The sequence below is a fragment of the Undibacterium sp. Jales W-56 genome (genome assembly GCF_025548535.1).
In the GTDB taxonomy this organism is placed as follows: domain Bacteria; phylum Pseudomonadota; class Gammaproteobacteria; order Burkholderiales; family Burkholderiaceae_D; genus Undibacterium.
In genome coordinates this window covers 362509-381891 of sequence record NZ_JAJLQW010000004.1, presented here as the reverse complement: position 1 = coordinate 381891, position 19383 = coordinate 362509, and the positions used below count along the sequence as shown (strand labels likewise).

Below are 19383 nucleotides of genomic sequence, written 5' to 3'. Positions count from 1 at the left end.
TTTGAAGAGTGGCATCAGCGTTGTATCAATGACGGAAATGACGCGTACCAGTGTAAACCATGACGACGCCGCGTTCATCCGCCGCATCGATCACTTCCTGATCGCGCATAGAGCCGCCCGGATGGATTACGCAAGTCGCGCCTGCATCGACGACCACATCGAGGCCGTCGCGGAACGGGAAGAAGGCATCGGATGCGACGGCCGAGCCAGCCAGCGTCAAACCAGCGTTTTGCGCTTTGATCGATGCGATGCGTGCAGAATCAATGCGGCTCATCTGACCCGCACCTACACCGAGTGTCATGCCATTGCCGCAGAATACGATCGCATTGGATTTGACGAACTTGGCGACGCGCCATGCGAACATCATGTCGGCCATTTGCTGTGGCGTTGGTTGTAATTTCGAAACCACGCGCAACTCTTCCGGGGCTACATTTTTAGCATCCGGTGCTTGCACCAGCAGGCCGCCACCGACGCGTTTCAGATCATAGGTATTGATGCCTTTACCCAGAGAGATTTCTAGCAGGCGCACATTTTGTTTGGCCGCAAAAATCTGTTTGGCTTCTGCCGTGAAGGACGGCGCGATCAATACTTCAACAAATTGCTTCGCGACGATCTCGGCAGCCTTGCCATCGAGTTCGCGGTTGAAGGCGATGATGCCGCCGAATGCAGAAGTCGGATCCGTTTGCAGGGCTTTGCTATAGGCTTCAAATGGTGTCGCACCCAATGCCACGCCGCATGGATTGGCATGCTTGACGATCACGCAGGCCGATTCCGCAAATGATTTTACGCATTCCCAGGCCGCATCGGCGTCTGCGATGTTGTTGTAAGACAGTTCCTTGCCTTGCAGCTGCCGGTAGTTCGCCAGCGAGCCATCCAGGGTAAGCAGGTCGCGGTAGAACGCGGCTGACTGATGCGGATTTTCGCCGTACCGCATTTCCTGTACTTTTTCGAAATGCAGGTTCAGGGTTTGCGGATAGCTGCTGCGAGTGGCATGTGCCTTATCTTCGCCAAGACTGGTCAGATAATTCGTGATCGCGCCATCGTATTGCGCGGTGTGGGCGAACACTTTTTTCGCCAAGGTGAATTTAGTGTCGTAGCTGACCACGTTCTGATTCGTCTTCATCTCATCCAGCACGACCTGGTAATCGCTGGGATCGACGATCACGACCACATCTTTATGATTCTTGGCGGAAGAGCGCAACATGGTCGGGCCACCGATATCGATGTTTTCAATCGCATCTTCTAACGAGCATTCGGCTTTGGCAACCGTCTGCTGGAACGGGTACAGATTCACCACCACCATGTCGATGGTCGGGATGCCGTGTTTTTCTAAGGCTGCCACATGCTCAGGAAAATCACGGCGCGCCAGAATGCCGCCGTGTACTTTCGGATGCAAAGTCTTGACACGACCGTCGAGCATCTCAGGGAAACCGGTGTAGTCAGCAACTTCAGTCACTGGCAGACCGTTGTCGGCCAAAAGTTTTGCCGTGCCGCCGGTGGACAATAACTTGACGCCCATGCCGGACAGCGCACGTGCGAACTCAAGAATGCCGGTCTTGTCGGAGACGGAGATGAGAGCTTGTTTGATCATGATGATGGGCTTGTGAAGTGAAAGAATTCGGTACTATTTGCTACTCAATGGCAGACTAAAGACGGTGACAGCTCAGTAGCAGGCCAGCGACGGATCCAATGCGGCGCGCGATCTGCATCGCGCTGCGGCTGGCTGTTACAGCAAGCCGTGCTGCTGTAATTTTTTACGTAAAGTATTGCGATTGATGCCCAGCATATCTGCTGCTTGCGACTGATTGCTATCCGCTCGGCTCATGACCATTTCCAGCATAGGTTTTTCTACTGCCAGGACCACCATGTCGTAAATATTGGAGGCTGGTTGTTCACCCAGATCACGGAAATATTTTTCCAGATTTTTGTGAACGGCTTCTTGAATGCTATCTTTGCTCATGCTTGTATTTTTCTATCAGTACGGATTGATTATTGAATCATTTGCCTGTCACTCTTTTGGAATGCAGGGAGGCTTATGCGGCCAACTTTTCTTCGGAGGGGCGGTATTGTAACCGCTCGCCGACCTGACGATCAAAAAACATTTTTACTGCATCTAACTGATCCTCGCACGAGGTCAATAAATTCATTTCCTGACGAAATTCTTCACCGCCAATCAAGTCCTGCACATACCAGCCGATATGCTTGCGCGCGGTACGCACCCCCATGAATTCGCCATAGAAAGCGTAATGCGCCCGCAAATGCTCATCCATCAGGCGGCTGACCTCGGATACCAACGGCGGCGGCAAATAGCTCCCTGTTTTGAGGAAATAATCTATTTCGCGGAAGATCCAGGGGCGACCTTGCGCAGCCCGACCGATCATGATCGCGTCAGCGCCGGTGACTTGTAAAACGTATTTGGCTTTTTCAGGCGTCGTGATATCGCCATTCGCGACCACCGGAATATTGACTGCCGCCTTGACCGCGGCAATCGTCTCGTATTCAGCATCGCCCTTGTAGCCATCGGCACGCGTGCGGCCATGCAAGGTCAGCATGGCAATCCCTGCCGACTCGGCGATGCGGGCAATATTCAAGGCATTTTTATTGGCACGATCCCAGCCGGTGCGGAACTTCAAGGTCACCGGCACATCAACTGCTTTGACCACCGCATCGAGAATCTCTGCCACGAGTTTTTCGTGTTGCAACAGGGCCGAGCCGCACCAGGCATTGCACACTTTCTTGACCGGGCATCCCATATTGATATCGATGATCTGTGCGCCCCGATCGACATTATGTTTTGCGCATTCCGCCAGCATTTTGGGATCGGCGCCGGCGATCTGCACCGCCTTGGGTTCCATCTCGCCTTCGTGATTGGTGCGGCGCGAGGATTTTTCGGTATCCCACAATTTGGGATTCGACGCCGCCATTTCAGAGACGGCATAACCTGCACCCAGCTCTTTACACAGCTGGCGGAAAGGTCTGTCGGTCACACCGGCCATCGGCGCGACAAAAAGATTATTCCGCAATTGGTGAGGGCCGATTTGCATAGCGTGAACTGGGTTTGATGGATGATGCGGATAGGGGGAGTCGCGAATGGACGCGACAAGGATGGGTATTCTACCTGAATTGTGCCTAAATAATTAGCAATTTATCGCAATGTTGGGCAGAATATTTTTATCTATCCATGCCTATTCGCTAATAGCTTATTTTGGACTTGTTATTCAAATTACGCCGCTTGTGTTGCTGAGAAACCAATCGCCATCCGAGTTTGTGTATATTGCTGTTAGTTCTATTCAGATCGCTCACTTAACCGCTTTAGTCAATCATTTCCGGTAACACGGATTTGTCGTGCGGCCAGAGCGTATCTCTCCACTGATCGGTGCTGGCACTGCGCGTCATCGCAAGCCTGAAGGTCAAAGGTGAAATACGTTTTAAACTTTAAGGAGTGGTCGTGAGTAATCATCTGCAAAGCAGTCCGCAAGACAGTCAGCAAAAGAACCGGCAAGATCATCAACCAGATGGCTTGCACAGAATCACCATCGTCGGCGGCGGTGCCGGCGGTCTGGAACTCGCCGTCAGATTGGGCAAAAAACTCGGCAAGAAAAAGAAAGCCGTGATCACGCTGGTGGATGCCAGCCGTACCCATTTGTGGAAACCCCTGTTGCACCAGGTTGCTGCAGGGACGCTGGATAGTCATGCCGACGAGCGTGAATATTTTGCCTTGGCGCGCTCCAATCATTTTGAATTCCGGCTGGGGCGCATGGATGGTTTATCCCGCGATAAAAAAGAAATCTATCTGACCGCGACCCATGATGAAGACGGCAGCGAATTATTGCCGCGCCAGGCAATTGCCTACGACAGCCTGGTGCTGGCGCTCGGTAGCCAGACCAACGATTTTGGCACGCCCGGTGCGCGGGAGAATTGCATCATGCTCGATTCGCTCGCGGCTGCCGAACGCTTCCATCAAAAACTGATCAATTGCTGTCTGCGCGCGCAGACGCAAGCGCAGGCTGCGGGTGAGGGCCGTTTCACAGTCACGATTATCGGCGGCGGTGCAACCGGGGTCGAATTGGCGGCGGAATTGCACATGACCACCAAGATTTTATCCAGCTATGGCTTGCTGAATTTCCATCCTGAAAAAGACCTGAAGATCGTCATCGTCGATGCCGCGCCGCGCTTACTGCAAATGCTGCCCGAACGCTTATCCGCCGCCGTCGCCAAAGAATTGCGCAGTATCGCCATCGAAATTCACACCAATGAGAAAGTCGTCGCGGTCAGCAAAGAAGGCGTCGGCATGTCCAGCGGCAAGTTCATTCCCAGCGGCATCGTGGTATGGGCCGCGGGAATCAAAGCGCCGGAATTTTTAAAAGACCTGGACGGCCTGGAAAGCAACCGCATCAATCAACTGGTGGTGAATCGTTATTTACAAACCACGCGCGATCCATCGATCTTTGCGCTCGGCGATTGTTGCGCCTGTCCGCAAGGCGAGGGACAGCCTGCGGTGCCACCGCGCGCGCAATCGGCACATCAGCAGGCAAGCATGCTGGCCGATTCTTTAGCCAGAATGCTGCAAGGAAAATCGCTGAAAGAATTCACCTATAAAGATCACGGCTCGCTGGTATCGCTCGGCAACTACAGCACGGTCGGCAGCTTGATGGGCGCGCTGGCCAGCGGCTCGGTATTCATCGAGGGAACGATCGCCAAGTGGATGTACTGGTCGCTGCACAAGCACCACCAAGTCGCGGTGAACGGCTTATTCCACACCTGGCTGTCAACCTGGGCGGAGACCATTGACCGGGTCCGCAATCCGCGCATCAAGTTGCACTGATCAGGAATTTGAAAAGGTAACTTCTAAAAACCTCATACTCGAGCGCATCGCGTCGTTACAAAGCCTCGCAATACCGACGTATTGCTGCGTTTTGTGGCTAGCGCTGCATCTCGATTAAAGGGTTTTTAGAAGTTCCCAAAAGTAATCCCGCAATACTGGTGCGCCTTCCGGCATGAAAAGCTTCGGGAAGGCGCGCCAGTATTGCGGGGGAGTATTTCCTGCATATTGACTATATTGAATACGGCTTCATCGGAGCAAATCCCTCATTCATCGAAAAATTGCCTTCACTCGCGCTTCAATGAGATGCAGAAAAAATCTGCAGTCCCCCATCTTCGGTTCATCAGCCCCACACAAAGAGTGCCAACTTTATTCGCCGAACCCGGATAAAAACAAAATTAATCATCGCAATTTAATTTCAATATCAATCTTCATTGCAAAAAATAACATTATGATCTATTTTGCAACTTCGGTTCTTTTTAAAGGAAAACACTCCGTGAAATTGCTTACTGTACTCATGCTCAGCGCTGGCATCCTGTCCCCGGGTTTAGGCTATGCTGCGCCCCCTGTTGAAACTGCCCCACAAATCAAAAGCGGCCCGGTTGCCGCTGCGGTGAAAGTCACCTCAGTCGAAGGCCTGACTGAGTATCGCCTGGCCAACGGCATGCGCGTGCTGTTGTTCCCGGATGCCAGTAAGCCGACCCTGACCACCAATATGATCTATATGGTGGGCTCGCGTCATGAGAACTACGGCGAAACCGGGATGGCGCATTTGCTGGAGCATTTACTGTTCAAGCCAAGTGCGAATTTCGGCGTTAAAAAAGGTACACGGACCCCGGTAGAAATTCTGAATTCGACCGGCGCGCAATTCAACGGCACCACCTGGTACGACCGCACCAATTACTACGCGACTTTCCCGGCCAATGAAGACAATCTGCGCCAGATGCTGGCGATGGAAGCGGACCGCATGGTGAATGCCGCCATCGATCAAAACGATCTGTGGAATCCCAAGACTAATAAAGGCGAAATGACCGTGGTGCGCAACGAGTTCGAAATGGGCGAGAGCGACCCTATCGGCGTGACTACCGAGCGCATCCAGGCGGTTGCCTACGACTGGCATAACTACGGTAAATCGACGATAGGCGCGCGCTCCGACATTGAGCAAGTGAATATCCCGCGCCTGCGTGCTTTCTACAAAAATTACTACCAGCCCGATAATGCCGTGCTGATGATCGCCGGTCGTTTCGACGAAGCGAAGATTCTTAAGCAAGTCAATGAACTGTTCGGCCGCATTCCCAAGCCGAAGCGCGTGCTTCAGCCGACCTACACCGCAGAGCCAACCCAAGATGGCGAACGCGCAGTGACGGTGCGTCGCAGCGGCGGTACGCAATTCGTCGGCGCCGGTTACCACGTGGCGCCGTCGGCGCATCCCGATGCGGTCGCCTTGAATATCCTTGGCCGGATTCTGGTCGATGCCCCGAGCGGTCGTTTGCACAAAGCGCTGGTCGAAACCAAACTTGCAACCAAAGTCGATTACGAAGCGGTCAGTAATTTAGAGCCCGGCTATCGCATCTTCGGCGCGGTAGTCGCCAAAGACGGCAATCTCGATCAGACCCAGGACGCGATGTTGAAAGTCCTGGAAGATCTGAAGTCGCAACCGATCACCGATGCCGAAGTCGCCCGTGCGAAGCAGCAAATCAATAAGACCATCGAACTCGCAACCGCAGATACGGCACGCCTGACGATTGCGCTGACAGAATCGATGGCGGCAGGCGACTGGCGCCTGTTCTTCTTGCAGCGCGACCAGATGGAAAAAGTCGATGCCGCCGCAGTGCAGGCCGCCGCCATCAAATATCTGAAAGCGACCAATCGCACGCTGGGTCGTTTCATCCCGACGGACACGGTTGATCGCACCGAAGTGCCGGGCAAGCCCGATGTCATGGCGATGGTCAAAGACTATGCCGGCCGTGCTGTCGTGGCGCAAGGCGAAGCCTTTGATCCAAGCCCGGCGAATATCGAAGCGCGTACCCAGCGCTTCACCTTGCCCGGTGGGATGAAAGCGGCCCTGCTGTCGAAAAAAACCAAGGGCGCTACCGTCAGCGTCGTAATGCAATTGCGCTTAGGTGCCGATGAGAGCCTGCACGGCAAAGCGCAAGCGGGTCAGTTTGCCGCCAGCATGCTGATGAGCGGCACCGATCGCATGACACGCGAAGAGATCAAAGACGCTTTCGACAAACTCAAAGCCCAGGTCAGCATTAGCGGCAATGCAGAGGGCGTCAGTGCCGCCATCACCACCACCCGCGAGAATTTGCCAGCGACGCTGGATCTGTTGGCCGAGGTCTTGAAGAAGCCTGCTTTCCCGGCAAAAGAATTCCAGGAGAAGCAACTGGAAGCCATCAACCGCGCCGAGCAAAATATTCCTGAGCCTCAACCGCTGGCATCGAACAGCATGTCGCGCCTGATCGATGCAACCCCGGCCGGTCATGTACGCCATGTCGGCACATTGCAAGATCAATTGGCCGATACCAAGGCAGTCAAGTTAGAGGAGGTGAAAGCCTTTCACGCCGCATTTTACGGCGCGAACAATGCGGTTATCTCTGCCGTCGGCGATTTTGATGCCGTTGCCTTGAAGGCGCAGTTGGGCAAGCTGTTTGATAGCTGGAAATCACCACAAGCCTATGTGCGTATTCCGGGTGTGATGAAACCGGTGGCGGGTGCCAAAATCGCCCTGAAAACACCGGACAAGGCGAATAGCTTCATGCTGGCGATCCATCCTTTGGCGATGAAGGACAGCGCCGAGATGTATCCTGCTTTATTGATGGCCAACCACATGCTGGGCGGCGGCGCACTGCGCAGCCGTCTGGCAGATCGTATCCGTCAAAAAGAAGGCCTGTCCTACGGCGTCGGTTCGCAATTCAGCGCACCGGCACTCGACCCGACCGCACTGTGGTTAGCCTACGCCATCAGCGCGCCGCAAAACACCGCCAAGGTCGAAGCCGCATTGCGTGAAGAAGTGCAAAAAGCAGTCAGCGAAGGCTTCACCGAAGACGAATTAGCCGAAGCCAAAAAAGGCTGGAAGCAGTCGGCCGAAGTCGTGCGTACCCAAGATGCTTCACTGGCCCGCCGCCTGGCAAGCTACCTGACCATTGACCGCACCATGGCGTTCGATAAAGACCTGGAAGCCAAAGTCGCCGCATTGACACTGGCACAAGTCAACGAGGCTTTACGTCAAAACCTGAAACCGGCCAATGTCTCTGTGATCAGCGCAGGCGATTTTGCCAAAACAGAGAAAGACGCTGCTGCGAAATAAGCGCTAGTGAGTCGATGCCGACATGCTGTCAATCATGTCGCATGCAACAAGGCAGAACCCGACACCGGGTTCTGCTTTTTTTATTGTTTGGACTTACGCAAAACAGCAAGCTGCTTACCATCATGTAGAGGTTCCCTAGATTGAAGCCGCAGACTGGATGCGCCTGCTGGCGCGATTTGGTCCTGCAAGCCGCATGGATACTGCGGAACCTAGTTGCGATTGCTTTGATTGATTTCATCGATCGCATCGGCATCGAGATGCGCAATGTCGCCCCAGGACAATAATTCCAGGCCATTCGGCAATGTGGCATCGTAGCGGAAACGATTGATGCTGGCGTTGTAGATGGTGACATCGCGCGGCGCATTCAGCGGCAAATTTTTGGCGGCGCGATATGCGCATTCGAGTACGCCGCCGTGCGCGACCAGGGCGATTTTTTTACCTTCGAATTGTTTGCCGTAATGCAGGATATGCGTGATCACGCGCTGGTGGAACTGGCGTATGGTTTCGCCTTGATTCTCGCCCGGCGGAAACGGCGCATCGGGGTCGCGCGATTGCCAGGCTGCATACGCTGCCGGAAACTGATAGGGAATCTCGCTATATAGCAGGCCTTCAAATCCGCCGAAGCAACGTTCGCGCAAACCGACATCAATGCGGGTGCTGAGGCCTTGCAGCCGGGCGATTTCACCGGCGGTCTGGACTGCGCGTTGCAAGTCGCTGGAGACGATGGCATCGAGCTTTTCATTCTGCAAAGCCCACGCCAGCGCTTTGGCCTGGCGGGTACCTTCGGCATTCAGTGGAATGTCGAGATGACCTTGCAGGCGGCGCACTGCGTTCCAGGCGGTTTCGCCGTGGCGTATCAGGAGGATTTCTGTCATGGGATTTCTAGGATGTTGGCTTGCTGGTGAGCCAGAAGGTGACCGGGCCGTCATTGTTCAGCGAGACTTGCATGTCGGCGCCGAATTGACCGGTGGCGACTGGCGCATGTTTCAAGCTCGCTTGCTGTACCACATAATCGAAGAGGCGCTTGCCTGTCTCCGGTGCTGCGGCGGGCGTGAACGAAGGGCGCGTGCCGGAATTCGTGTCTGCCGCCAGGGTGAATTGCGGCACCAGCAGCAAGCCGCCTTTGGTGTCGGTCAGACTGCGGTTCATCTTGCCGGCCTCATCGGAGAATACGCGATACGCCAGCAATTTTTTGAGCAAGGCATCGGCCTGCGCTTCGCTGTCGCCGCGCTCTGCGCACAGCAAGACCAGCAGACCGGCCTCGATCGCACCGACGATAGTGCCATCGACCACGACTTTGGCTTCGGTCACACGTTGCAGTAAGGCGATCATGCAGACAAAGTGATTTTGGCGAATTTGCGTTTGCCGACTTGCAGCACGAAGGTGCCCGCTTCAATCTTCAGCGCCTTATCGCTGATGACGGCGCCATCCAGACGCACGCCGCCTTGATCGATCATGCGCATCGCATCGGAGGTCGATGGACAGAGATTGGCTTGCTTCAGTAGCTGGGCGACGGCAACCGGCGCACCGCTCAGGCTAAGTTCCGCTACATCATCCGGAATCCCGCCTTTGGAACGATTCACGAAATCGGCCAGCGCATCTTCCGCCGCCTGTCTGGAGTGGAAGCGCGTCACGATCTCTTGTGCAATCGCGACCTTGATGTCACGCGGATTCTGGCCTTCCGCGACCGCTTTTTTATACGAGGCGATTTGCTCCAGCGAGCAGAACGACAACAGCTCGTAGTAACGCCACATCATGCTGTCGGAGATGCTCATGACCTTGGCGAACATGGTGTTGGCAGGTTCGGTAATCGCAATGTAGTTGTTCTTGGACTTGGACATTTTTTCAACGCCGTCCAGACCTTCGAGCAAAGGCATGGTCAAGATGCATTGCGGCTCTTGCCCGTAATCTTTTTGCAATTCACGGCCAACCAAGAGATTGAATTTTTGATCGGTTCCACCGAGTTCCAGATCCGAATGCAGGGCGACCGAATCATAGCCTTGCATTAAGGGATACAAGAATTCATGGATAGAGATCGGCGTGCCCGCTTTAAAGCGCTTGGTGAAATCATCGCGTTCCATCATGCGTGCCACCGTGTATTTGGAAGACAACTGAATCATGCCGCGCGCACCGAGCGGATCGCACCATTCTGAGTTGTAGCGGATCTCGGTTTTCGCCGGGTCCAAGACCAGACTGGCTTGCTTGAAGTAAGTTTGCGCGTTCTCTTCTATCTGTTCGCGGGTCAGCGGCGGACGTGTGGCATTGCGTCCCGACGGGTCGCCGATCATCGAGGTAAAGTCGCCGATCAGGAAAATCACGTTATGGCCTAAATCTTGCAACTGACGCATCTTGTTCAGCACCACCGTGTGACCCAGGTGCAAATCCGGTGCAGTCGGATCGAGGCCGAGCTTGATGCGCAATGGCTTGCCGGATTGCTCACTGCGGGCGAGTTTCTGGGCAAATTCGGATTCGATCAGGAGTTCATCGACACCGCGTTTGGTCACGGCCAGCGCATGCTGCACGGCGTCGGACAAAGGCAAGACGGCAGTGGTGGATTTGAGAGTGTTGGCGTTAGTCTGGGTAGAAGTCATGTTGATTTTTTATACATCAATTTTTTGTAACACTGCTGGTTGAATGAGGGCTGCGCATCCATAATCAGCGATTGCTTGAAAAAGGCTTTGCTATAATCACGCGAACTTTTTAATTGCGACAGAATTCGGTAGTAAAGAAATAATAAGTAATTGTTTTTCACGAAAATGTGGGATCAATTATTTAATGATCAATCACATCGACAACATTCTTTTCATCTGAATGAGCTGAATCATGTCGGTAAAAACAGTGAATTTTAACTTATTGCATGCGTCTATCAGATAAATTCCATCATTTAACTTCTGGCAGCAGGCTGTTGTTCGGCACCACGCGCACCTCGCGTATCGTTTCGGTGTGCGGATTATTTTTGGCGGTGTGCGCTTTTGGTGCAGTCGGTGTGGCACCTCTGGCCCCCGATGCGTCTGACCTGCCAGTCAAGAAAATCACTCAACAACTCGATTTGCCCAAGCTTGACGAACAAATCGCCGCCCTGGAAGAGCACGAACAGCATTTCATCCGCGAAGAGAAAGTATTGCGCGGCGATACCCTGAGCGCCCTGTTATTGCGCCTCGGCGTGGATGACAGCGAAGCCAGCGATTTCATGAAATCCGATGCGACGGCGCGTAGCCTGATGCAATTACGGGCCGGTAAATCCGTCCGCGCCCAGACCAATGACGAAGGCGAGCTCGAATGGTTGCAGGCGACTCTGCTGGACAACAACGACAAGCCGGCCCGCAGCATCACAGTGGCACGCGATGCCAATGGCAAATTGATCGCTACCGACACCAATGCGAAATTGGAAAAACGCGTGGAAATGCGCTCAGGCGACATCCGCTCTTCTTTGTTTGCGGCGACCGACGATGCGCAGATCCCGGACAATATTGCGACCCAGATCGTCAGCATGTTTGAGACGAATGTCGATTTCCGCTACCTGCAACGCGGCGATCATTTCAACGTCGTGTATGAGACTTTCTGGCAAAACGGCGAGTTCGTTAAAACCGGCCGCGTGCTGGCCGGCGAATTCAGCAATGCCGGCAAATTATTCCAGTCGGTCTGGTTTGACGAGTCGCCGAATAGCGGCGGCTACTATAGCTTTGACGGTAAATCCCTGAAAAAAGCCTTCCTGAAATCGCCTTTAGAATTTACCCGGGTATCGTCCGGCTTCTCGATGCGGGTGCATCCGATTTCCGGTCAGTGGAAAGCGCATAAAGGCGTCGATTTTGCGGCTGTCACAGGCACCCCCATCCGCGCTTCCGGTGACGGCGTGGTGGATACCGCCGGGCCAAGCGGTGGATACGGCAATATGGTGGTCATCAAGCATTGGAATAACTACAGCACGGCATACGCACACATGAGCCGCTTTGCACCGGGCATCCACAAGGGCAGCAAAGTGGTGCAGGGCGAAGTCATTGGTTATGTCGGCACGACAGGTTGGTCAACCGGACCGCATCTGCATTATGAGTTCCGCGTGAATAACGAGGCGCGCGACCCTATGTCGATCAGCGTACCAAGTGCGCCGCCGCTGGCGGGCGCCGATCTGCCGCGATTTAAAAATATTGCGGATGAAATGTCGCATCGCTTTGCGCTCTTACGTCCAGAACGCATGGCAGAGACCATGAAGCTGGCATCCAGATAGTTTGTCTGCGATTACAATACAAGGCCGAACACCCCACGTTCGGCCTTTTTCTTTTTCCGACACGACACCAGACATGACTAACAAAGATCACCTAGCAAACAATATATACATCGGCTTGATGTCCGGTACTAGCCTGGATGGTGTGGATGGCGTTGCGGTCGTTTTGCCAGAAAATGGACAGCATTCAGCGATGCGTTTACTCGCCAGTTCCTATGTGCCGTTTTCCGCCGGGTTGCGTGCCGATGTGCTGGCCTTGCAGCAATCGGGTGAAAACGAAATTCAGCGGGAGTCGTTGCTTGCCCATGCCCTTGTTGAGCGCTACGCGGAATGTGTCGCGGACTTGCAACGCCAGCTTCCGGTTGAGCCGATAAAGATACGTGCAATTGGCGTTCATGGGCAAACCATACGACATCGCCCGGAGCTGGGCTATACCCGCCAGACCAATAATCCGGCCTTGCTGGCCGAGTTGACCGGCATCGATGTGATCGCGGATTTCCGCAGCCGCGATGTGGCAGCGGGCGGGCAGGGTGCGCCTCTGGTGCCGGCGTTCCATCGTGCGATTTTTGGTCAGGCAGGACAGTGCCGGGTGGTTGCTAATATCGGCGGCATCAGCAATATCAGCATCTTGCATGCGGACGGGGCAACTACCGGTTTCGACACCGGACCCGGTAATGTGCTGATGGATGCCTGGATCGCCCAACATCAGGCGAAAACGTATGACGGGAACGGTGCTTGGGCGCGCCAGGGGCAAGTACATACGGCGCTGCTGGCAGCCTTATGCGATGAGTCTTTCTTGCGTCAGATACCGCCGAAAAGCACCGGACGGGATCTGTTCCGGCCTGAATGGATGGCGGCAAAATTGCCTGGGTTTTCTGCCGTGCCGGCGGTCGATGTGCAGGCGACTTTATGTGAGTTCACGGCTCAGACTCTGGTCGATGCGATCATTGCATATGCGCCGGATGTGAGCAGCGTGTATGTCTGCGGCGGCGGTGCATATAACCGGCATTTAATGCAGCGCATTGCAGCGCAATTAAGCCGCCATCAGTCATCGGCTACCCTGGCTACGACAGAGGATTTAGGGGTTTCGCCGCAGCATGTCGAAGCGCTTGCATTTGCCTGGTTGGCGCAGCAATTTGTGCTGGGTTTGCCGGGTAATTTGCCGGAAGTGACCGGTGCCAAAGCGCATCGCATGCTGGGTGCCTTGTATCCGGCATAAAATCATTGCAGGAATTGACGCCGCTGGTTATGATCATTCCAGAAGCAATCGCTTCAACGTCGCTCGGACGGATCCGGGCGCTTACGTACAAATGATGATGACAACTATACCTACTCCGCCGGGACGGGGTTATTCCTTCTCCCGTATCAATCGCCTTCCTCCTTACGTTTTCAATATCACTGCCGAGCTCAAGATGGCGGCGCGCCGTCGCGGCGAAGATATCATCGATATGTCGATGGGCAATCCGGATGGCGCCACGCCGCCGCATATCGTCGCCAAGCTGGTCGAGGTGGCACAGCGTCCCGATACGCACGGCTATTCGGCGTCCAAAGGCATACCGCGCTTACGACGCGCGATTGCGCACTGGTACAAGACGCGCTACGACGTGGATTTGAATCCTGACTCAGAAGCGATTGTGACCATCGGTTCCAAAGAAGGCCTGGCGCACCTGATGCTGGCGACGCTGGATAAAGGCGACACGGTATTGGTGCCGAATCCCAGCTATCCGATTCATATCTACGGCGCCGTGATTGCGGGGGCCGATATACGTTCAATACGCATGAGCCCCGGCGTCGATTTTTTCGCCGAACTGGAGCGGGCGATACGTGAAAGTTATCCTAAGCCGAAGATGATGATCTTCGGCTTCCCGTCGAATCCGACCGCCCAGTGCGTGGAGCTGGAATTCTTCGAACGGGTCGTGAAACTGGCGAAAGAGCACCAAATTTTAGTCGTCCACGATCTCGCCTATGCCGACATCGTGTTTGACGGCTGGAGAGCGCCGTCTATCATGCAGGTGCCAGGCGCACGCGATGTCGCGGTTGAATTTTTTACGCTGTCTAAAAGCTATAACATGGCAGGCTGGCGCATCGGTTTTATGGTCGGCAATAAAGAACTGGTCGCTGCTCTGGCGCGCATTAAGAGCTATCATGACTATGGCAGTTTTACGCCGGTGCAGGTGGCGGCGATTGCTGCGCTGGAGGGCGATCAGGCTTGCGTGAACGACATCCGGGACAAGTATCAGCGTCGTCGCGATGTGCTGGTCAAGGGTTTGCACGAACTCGGCTGGATGGTCGATACGCCAAAGGCATCGATGTATATTTGGGCGCATATTCCTGAGCATTATCGGCAGCTCGGTTCACTGGAATTTGCCAGGCAGGTATTGGAAAAAGCCCGGCTCTGCGTGTCGCCGGGGATAGGATTCGGTGAGTACGGTGACGAGTATGTACGTTTTGCGCTGATCGAGAACGAGGCGCGGATACGCCAGGCATTACGCGGCCTGAAGAAGATGTTTGCCGAAGATAATTTGATCGCCTGATCATGTCGTAGCTCATTCCAGGCGGCGGGATGTCGTCTGGATTTTTTAATCTTTTCTTGTGAAACCTATGCAACGCATCAATATTTCCTTTGAAGGCTCGCAGTTCTCCCGCATCGCGCTCGGCTTGTGGCGTCTTGCCGATTGGAATATGACGCCGCAACAACGCGTCACCTTGATCGAGCAGGCGCTGGAACTGGGTATTACCACCACCGATCATGCGGATATCTATGGCAATTACCAGTGCGAACGCCTGTTTGGCGAAGCGCTGGCGATCGCACCGCATCTGCGCAACAAAATTGAAATCGTCAGCAAATGCGGTATCAAACTCGTGTCTGATCAACGACCGGCGCACTGGATCCAGCATTACGATACCAGCCGTGCGCATATCATCGCCTCGGCGGAAAATTCGTTGCGCCAGATGCAGATCGATACCCTCGATTTATTGCTGATACATCGCCCCGATCCCTTGATGCATGCCGATGAGATGGCGGAGGCATTCCAGCATTTGCAAAACAGCGGCAAGGTCAGGCATTTTGGCGTCTCGAACTTCACGCCGTCGCAATTTGAATTACTGGCGTCGCGCTTTCCCATCGTGACCAATCAAGTTGAGCTGTCGTTAATGCATTTGCCGCCTTTGCATGATGGCACGCTGGACCAATGCCAGCGCCTGGGCATTGCGCCGATGATCTGGTCCGCTCTGGCAGGTGGGCGTTTGTTTGCGGATGAGAGCGAGCGCGGCCTGCGGGTGCGTCAGGCGCTGCAGACGGTTGCCGGTCAACTGCATGTATCGCCATCAACGGTGGCGATCGCCTGGATATTGCAGCATCCTGCCAGACCGGTGGTGCTGACTGGCTCCGGACGGATTGCTGCGATCAGGGAAGCGGCGCAAGCCACCCAGGTCCATCTGACACGTGAGCAGTGGTTCACTCTGTGGTGTGCCTCGGCAGGTAAAAACGTTGATTGAACCGGTGTCCGCGGACCTGACCGGTTAACAATTTCAGGGAGATAAAACCGGTTTACTCCATTGCTTGGCGGTAAATTACGTGAAGTGATGGCAACGAAGCGAAATTCAGAGTATAAATGGCAACTTGGCAATAGATTTCTCGCTTAGTGTCTTCACTCCTTTTTTATCTGGATGGGCCGCTTGACGACTTTGACGCAACGATTTCGCCGGTATGTACTGACGCCTGGATCAGGGCAAGCCGATATGCAACAGTGGCGGGCGCAAGTTTTGTCCGCTATTTTGCTGACGGCGCTGGTACTGGGCTTTCTCACGGCAATTCCAAGCATTACTCTAGCAATCCGACAGGGATTCTGGTCGGTCGTCGCGATTGATCTGGTTGCATTGATCTGGGTGGCATGCTTGTGGTGCATGCCGCAATGGTCGTTCAAGTTCCGCGCCTGGAATTTGCTTATCCTCTTATACATTCTCGGCATCTGGTTTTTGATCAAAGTGGGACCGGTCAGTCAGATCTATCTGATGGCTTTCCCGGTCATGACGGCCTTGCTGATCGGTTTTCGTCCGGCCATCTTTGGTCTGTTGATCAACGCCATTTCCATGCTTGGTATCGGCTATCTTGCCCAAGCGAATCTGCACATTGATCATCTCAGCGACCAGCCTTTGGTTCAGTGGGTGGTGATCACTTTGAATTTTACCTTCATTAGTTCTGTGATCACCATCTCCTGCGGTGTATTGCTGCAGCGGCTGGAACGTTCGCTGGATGCGCAACTGGCCATCTCGGACTCGCTTAAAGCCGGCCAGTCAAACTTGCGCGCGGCCAATGCCGCTCTACGATTGAATGCCGCCGCCTTATCGCGTTTGAATGATATCGTCATCATCATGGATGTGGGCTCGCATCAGCAGGGCGAGCATCAGATCGTGTTCGTCAATGATGCTTTTGAGAGGCGCACAGGGTATTCGCTGGAAGAGGTTTCTGGAAAAACGGTCGCCTTATTGTATGGACCGAATACCCAGCAACAAGAGGTGAAGCGCATCACGATTGCCTTGCAGGAAGGCGATACGGTGCATGCAGAACTGATCAAATACAGTAAATCGGGAGAGCAGTTCTGGGTTGAGACCGATATTATTCCTCTGGCCGATGAGCAAGGGCAAGCCAGTCATTGGGTGGCTGTTGAGAGAGACATCACCGAACGAAAACAAGCTGAGCAGCAGCTATATCAACTCGAATATTTTGATGTCTTGACAGGCTTGCCGAATCGTCGCCTGATGATGGATCGGCTTGATATCTTGTTGGCGACGGCGCGCCGTACTGGTTTGATCAGCGCGGTCTTATGCATTGATCTGGATCACTTCAAATACATCAATGATGCACTTGGCCACGCGGTAGGCGATTCCCTGCTGGTGCATGTGACGCAAAGACTCAAAACCTTGTTGCGCGAAGTTGACTCCGTAGCGCGTATCGGCGGCGACGAGTTTGTGGTGATTATCTCTAATGTGGCCAGCGATATCGGCGCCGGCGCTTTAGGCGCATTAGCAGTCGCCGAAAAAATTCATGCGGCGCTTGCAGAACCGTTTGAGATTGACGGGCAGACCTATAACTCCGGCTGCAGCATAGGCGTGACCTTGCTCCCTAAGGCAGAGCAAAATATCGATGATTTATTGCGGGAAGCGGATACTGCGATGAACCGGGCCAAGGCTGCCGGGCGCAATCAAATCGCTTTTTTTGAAGCGAATATGCAGGCTGAAGTAGAACAACGCCTGACCCTGACCCGGGATTTGGCCAAGGCACTGAATGGCGATCAACTGCAAATGGTAATGCAGGCGCAGGTCAATCATGAAGGAATACCGGAAGGCGCAGAATTGCTGATGCGCTGGATGCATCCTGAGCGCGGCGCCATCTCGCCCGCTTTATTCATACCGATTGCGGAAGAGTCCGGCATGATCGTGCAATTAGGTGATTGGGCCTTGCTGCAGGGATGCCTGGCCTTGCTACGCCTTGAGCGCGCAGGCTGGCCGCTGACCTTGTCGATCAATGTCAGTCCTAAGCAATTCAGGCAGACCGATTTTGTCGATAAGGTCATTGCGGTATTGCATGAGACCGGTGCGCCGGCATCCAGGCTGGTGCTGGAAGTGACCGAGGGACTGTTGATCAATAATCTGCAAGAGACTATTGAGCGTATGCATACCCTGGCCAGATTGGGCGTACGCTTTTCTATTGATGATTTTGGAACCGGCTATTCCAGTCTTGCCTACTTAAAAAAACTGCCTATCTACGAACTTAAAATTGACAAGAGTTTCGTCGACGACACGCCAGCCGATCCGAACGATACAGCGATTGTCCAATCGATTTTATCGATGGCGAGTCACCTGGGATTGCGCGTAGTTGCCGAGGGAGTAGAGACGCAGCAGCAGGCGGATTTTTTGATCGCCAGCGGTTGCGCTTGCCTGCAAGGGTATTTGTATTGCAGACCTACGCCTATCGATGTCTGGCTAGAAAAAAATCCTGCCCTTGTTTTGCAATCTTAATTCTGTCATCCTAAGTCGTATATTGATAGGTCTGGCGCATCCAGTTAATGAACGACTGGACCTCAGGGCGGATTATCGCCTGTGCTTCATGCACCAGATAATACGCATGCGGCGGGGTGGCGAGTTGGGTATCGAATAGACGGACTACCTCACCGCGCTCTATCAGTTCTTGTGCAAAATGCTGGCGCGTCAGGCCGATGCCGTGACCATGTTTGACTGCTTCCAGAAGTAATCCCAGATCGTCGATACGCAGACCTGTCGCGGGTTCCGGCCATTCCAGTCCGGCTACTTCAAACCAGGGTTGCCACGGCTCCAGCGCGGAGCGCAGCAGTTTTGCATGCTGCAAGTCGGATGGCTTTTGAAGCGCTGGAATCGTTTTCAGGTAGGCCGGGCTGGCGACTGCAAAAGACGGTTCGACAAAGAGTTTTTCGGTCACCAGATTCGGATATTCCCCGGCGCCGAAACGAATCTCGACATCGCTCTCGGACAGACTCAGATCGTACAGCGGCACGAATAAGAAAATCTCGATTTCAATCTCGGGATGGAGTGTTGTAAAGCTGGCCAGGCGCGGCATGAACATATAGCGCGCAAAGGTCGGCGGCAAAGTCACCTTGACGCGCAATTGTTTTTGCGTGGCCTTATGCGGCAGCGGAAAATCGGACAAAGTGCGCAAGGCGCTGCGCACCACATCGAGATAGCGGCGTCCGAATTCCGTCAGGGTGACGCTGCGGCCTTCGCGCACAAATACGCGTTCGCACAGATGTTCTTCCAGCAGACGGATGCGATGGGATAAGGCCGAGGGTGTGATGCATAGTTCTTCTGCTGCCACCGCGAACGAGGCATGGCGGGCGGCGGCTTCAAATGCGGATAAGGCGTGTACTGGTGGTAAGCGTGTTGCCATTATGGGGATCCGTGAGTCGTTAGATGGGCAGTATTCTTCAGTAAGTCAGTGGTAATGCAGTTTCAATTCGCTGGTAATTTCTTGGCAATTCATCGATCTCCAATGCG

The 19383-nt window shown here is 54.1% G+C and carries 14 protein-coding genes; 7 read left to right on the top strand and 7 right to left on the bottom strand.

What is annotated here, in order from left to right; all coding sequences use genetic code 11:
* Nucleotides 1–25 precede the first annotated feature (25 nt).
* The 3 genes from purH to dusB form a co-directional block, all read right to left on the bottom strand.
* Nucleotides 26–1591: a bifunctional phosphoribosylaminoimidazolecarboxamide formyltransferase/IMP cyclohydrolase gene (purH, locus tag LPB67_RS13460; RefSeq protein ID WP_262837772.1), complete on the bottom strand. Its 1566-nt coding sequence runs from the start codon at nt 1589–1591 to the stop codon at nt 26–28.
* A gap of 135 nt (nt 1592–1726) precedes the next feature.
* A complete protein-coding gene (locus LPB67_RS13455) occupies nt 1727–1960 on the bottom strand; it encodes a helix-turn-helix domain-containing protein (protein WP_262837771.1) in 234 nt (77 codons plus the stop codon).
* 73 nt (nt 1961–2033) lie between these two features.
* On the bottom strand, nt 2034–3044 hold the full coding sequence (dusB, locus tag LPB67_RS13450) for a tRNA dihydrouridine synthase DusB (RefSeq protein ID WP_262837770.1): 1011 nt from the start codon (nt 3042–3044) through the stop codon (nt 2034–2036).
* A gap of 404 nt (nt 3045–3448) precedes the next feature.
* Between dusB and LPB67_RS13445 the strand changes: the two genes are divergently transcribed.
* The gene (locus tag LPB67_RS13445) at nt 3449–4825 is read left to right on the top strand and encodes an NAD(P)/FAD-dependent oxidoreductase (RefSeq protein ID WP_316685227.1); all 1377 of its coding nucleotides are present in this window, start codon (nt 3449–3451) and stop codon (nt 4823–4825) included.
* Nucleotides 4826–5318: 493 nt separating this feature from the next.
* Complete coding sequence (locus tag LPB67_RS13440; protein WP_262837769.1) at nt 5319–8132, top strand: M16 family metallopeptidase; 2814 nt, start codon at nt 5319–5321, stop codon at nt 8130–8132.
* A 209-nt stretch (nt 8133–8341) separates the two neighbouring features.
* Here the strand turns inward: LPB67_RS13440 and LPB67_RS13435 are convergent, their stop codons facing one another.
* From LPB67_RS13435 to tyrS, 3 genes are read right to left on the bottom strand one after another with little or no spacing between them, the layout of a single operon-like run.
* Nucleotides 8342–9007, bottom strand: coding sequence for a histidine phosphatase family protein (locus LPB67_RS13435; protein WP_262837768.1), 666 nt, complete (start codon nt 9005–9007; stop codon nt 8342–8344).
* Between the two features lie 7 nt (nt 9008–9014).
* Nucleotides 9015–9464, bottom strand: coding sequence for a D-aminoacyl-tRNA deacylase (gene dtd, locus LPB67_RS13430; RefSeq protein ID WP_262837767.1), 450 nt, complete (start codon nt 9462–9464; stop codon nt 9015–9017).
* Nucleotides 9461–10723, bottom strand: coding sequence for a tyrosine--tRNA ligase (tyrS, locus tag LPB67_RS13425; RefSeq protein WP_262837766.1), 1263 nt, complete (start codon nt 10721–10723; stop codon nt 9461–9463). The genes dtd and tyrS overlap by 4 nt, the downstream gene beginning before the upstream one ends.
* Nucleotides 10724–10989: 266 nt before the next feature.
* Here tyrS and LPB67_RS13420 point away from each other — a divergent pair, with 266 nt between their 5' ends.
* From LPB67_RS13420 to LPB67_RS13400, 5 genes are all read left to right on the top strand, one after another.
* Nucleotides 10990–12357: a M23 family metallopeptidase gene (locus LPB67_RS13420; RefSeq protein ID WP_262837765.1), complete on the top strand. Its 1368-nt coding sequence runs from the start codon at nt 10990–10992 to the stop codon at nt 12355–12357.
* A 73-nt stretch (nt 12358–12430) separates the two neighbouring features.
* Entirely contained in the window at nt 12431–13573 is a 1143-nt protein-coding gene (locus LPB67_RS13415) for an anhydro-N-acetylmuramic acid kinase (RefSeq protein WP_262837764.1), read from the top strand.
* A gap of 97 nt (nt 13574–13670) precedes the next feature.
* The gene (gene alaC / locus LPB67_RS13410) at nt 13671–14888 is read left to right on the top strand and encodes an alanine transaminase (RefSeq protein ID WP_262837763.1); all 1218 of its coding nucleotides are present in this window, start codon (nt 13671–13673) and stop codon (nt 14886–14888) included.
* Nucleotides 14889–14955: 67 nt separating this feature from the next.
* Complete coding sequence (locus LPB67_RS13405; protein ID WP_262837762.1) at nt 14956–15852, top strand: aldo/keto reductase family oxidoreductase; 897 nt, start codon at nt 14956–14958, stop codon at nt 15850–15852.
* Nucleotides 15853–16032: 180 nt separating this feature from the next.
* A complete protein-coding gene (locus LPB67_RS13400) occupies nt 16033–18375 on the top strand; it encodes a putative bifunctional diguanylate cyclase/phosphodiesterase (RefSeq protein ID WP_262837759.1) in 2343 nt (780 codons plus the stop codon).
* A gap of 10 nt (nt 18376–18385) precedes the next feature.
* Here the strand turns inward: LPB67_RS13400 and LPB67_RS13395 are convergent, their stop codons facing one another.
* Nucleotides 18386–19276 (bottom strand): LysR substrate-binding domain-containing protein, encoded by an 891-nt coding sequence (locus tag LPB67_RS13395; RefSeq protein WP_262837758.1) that lies wholly within the window; start codon nt 19274–19276, stop codon nt 18386–18388.
* Between the last annotated feature and the right edge of the window lie 107 nt (nt 19277–19383).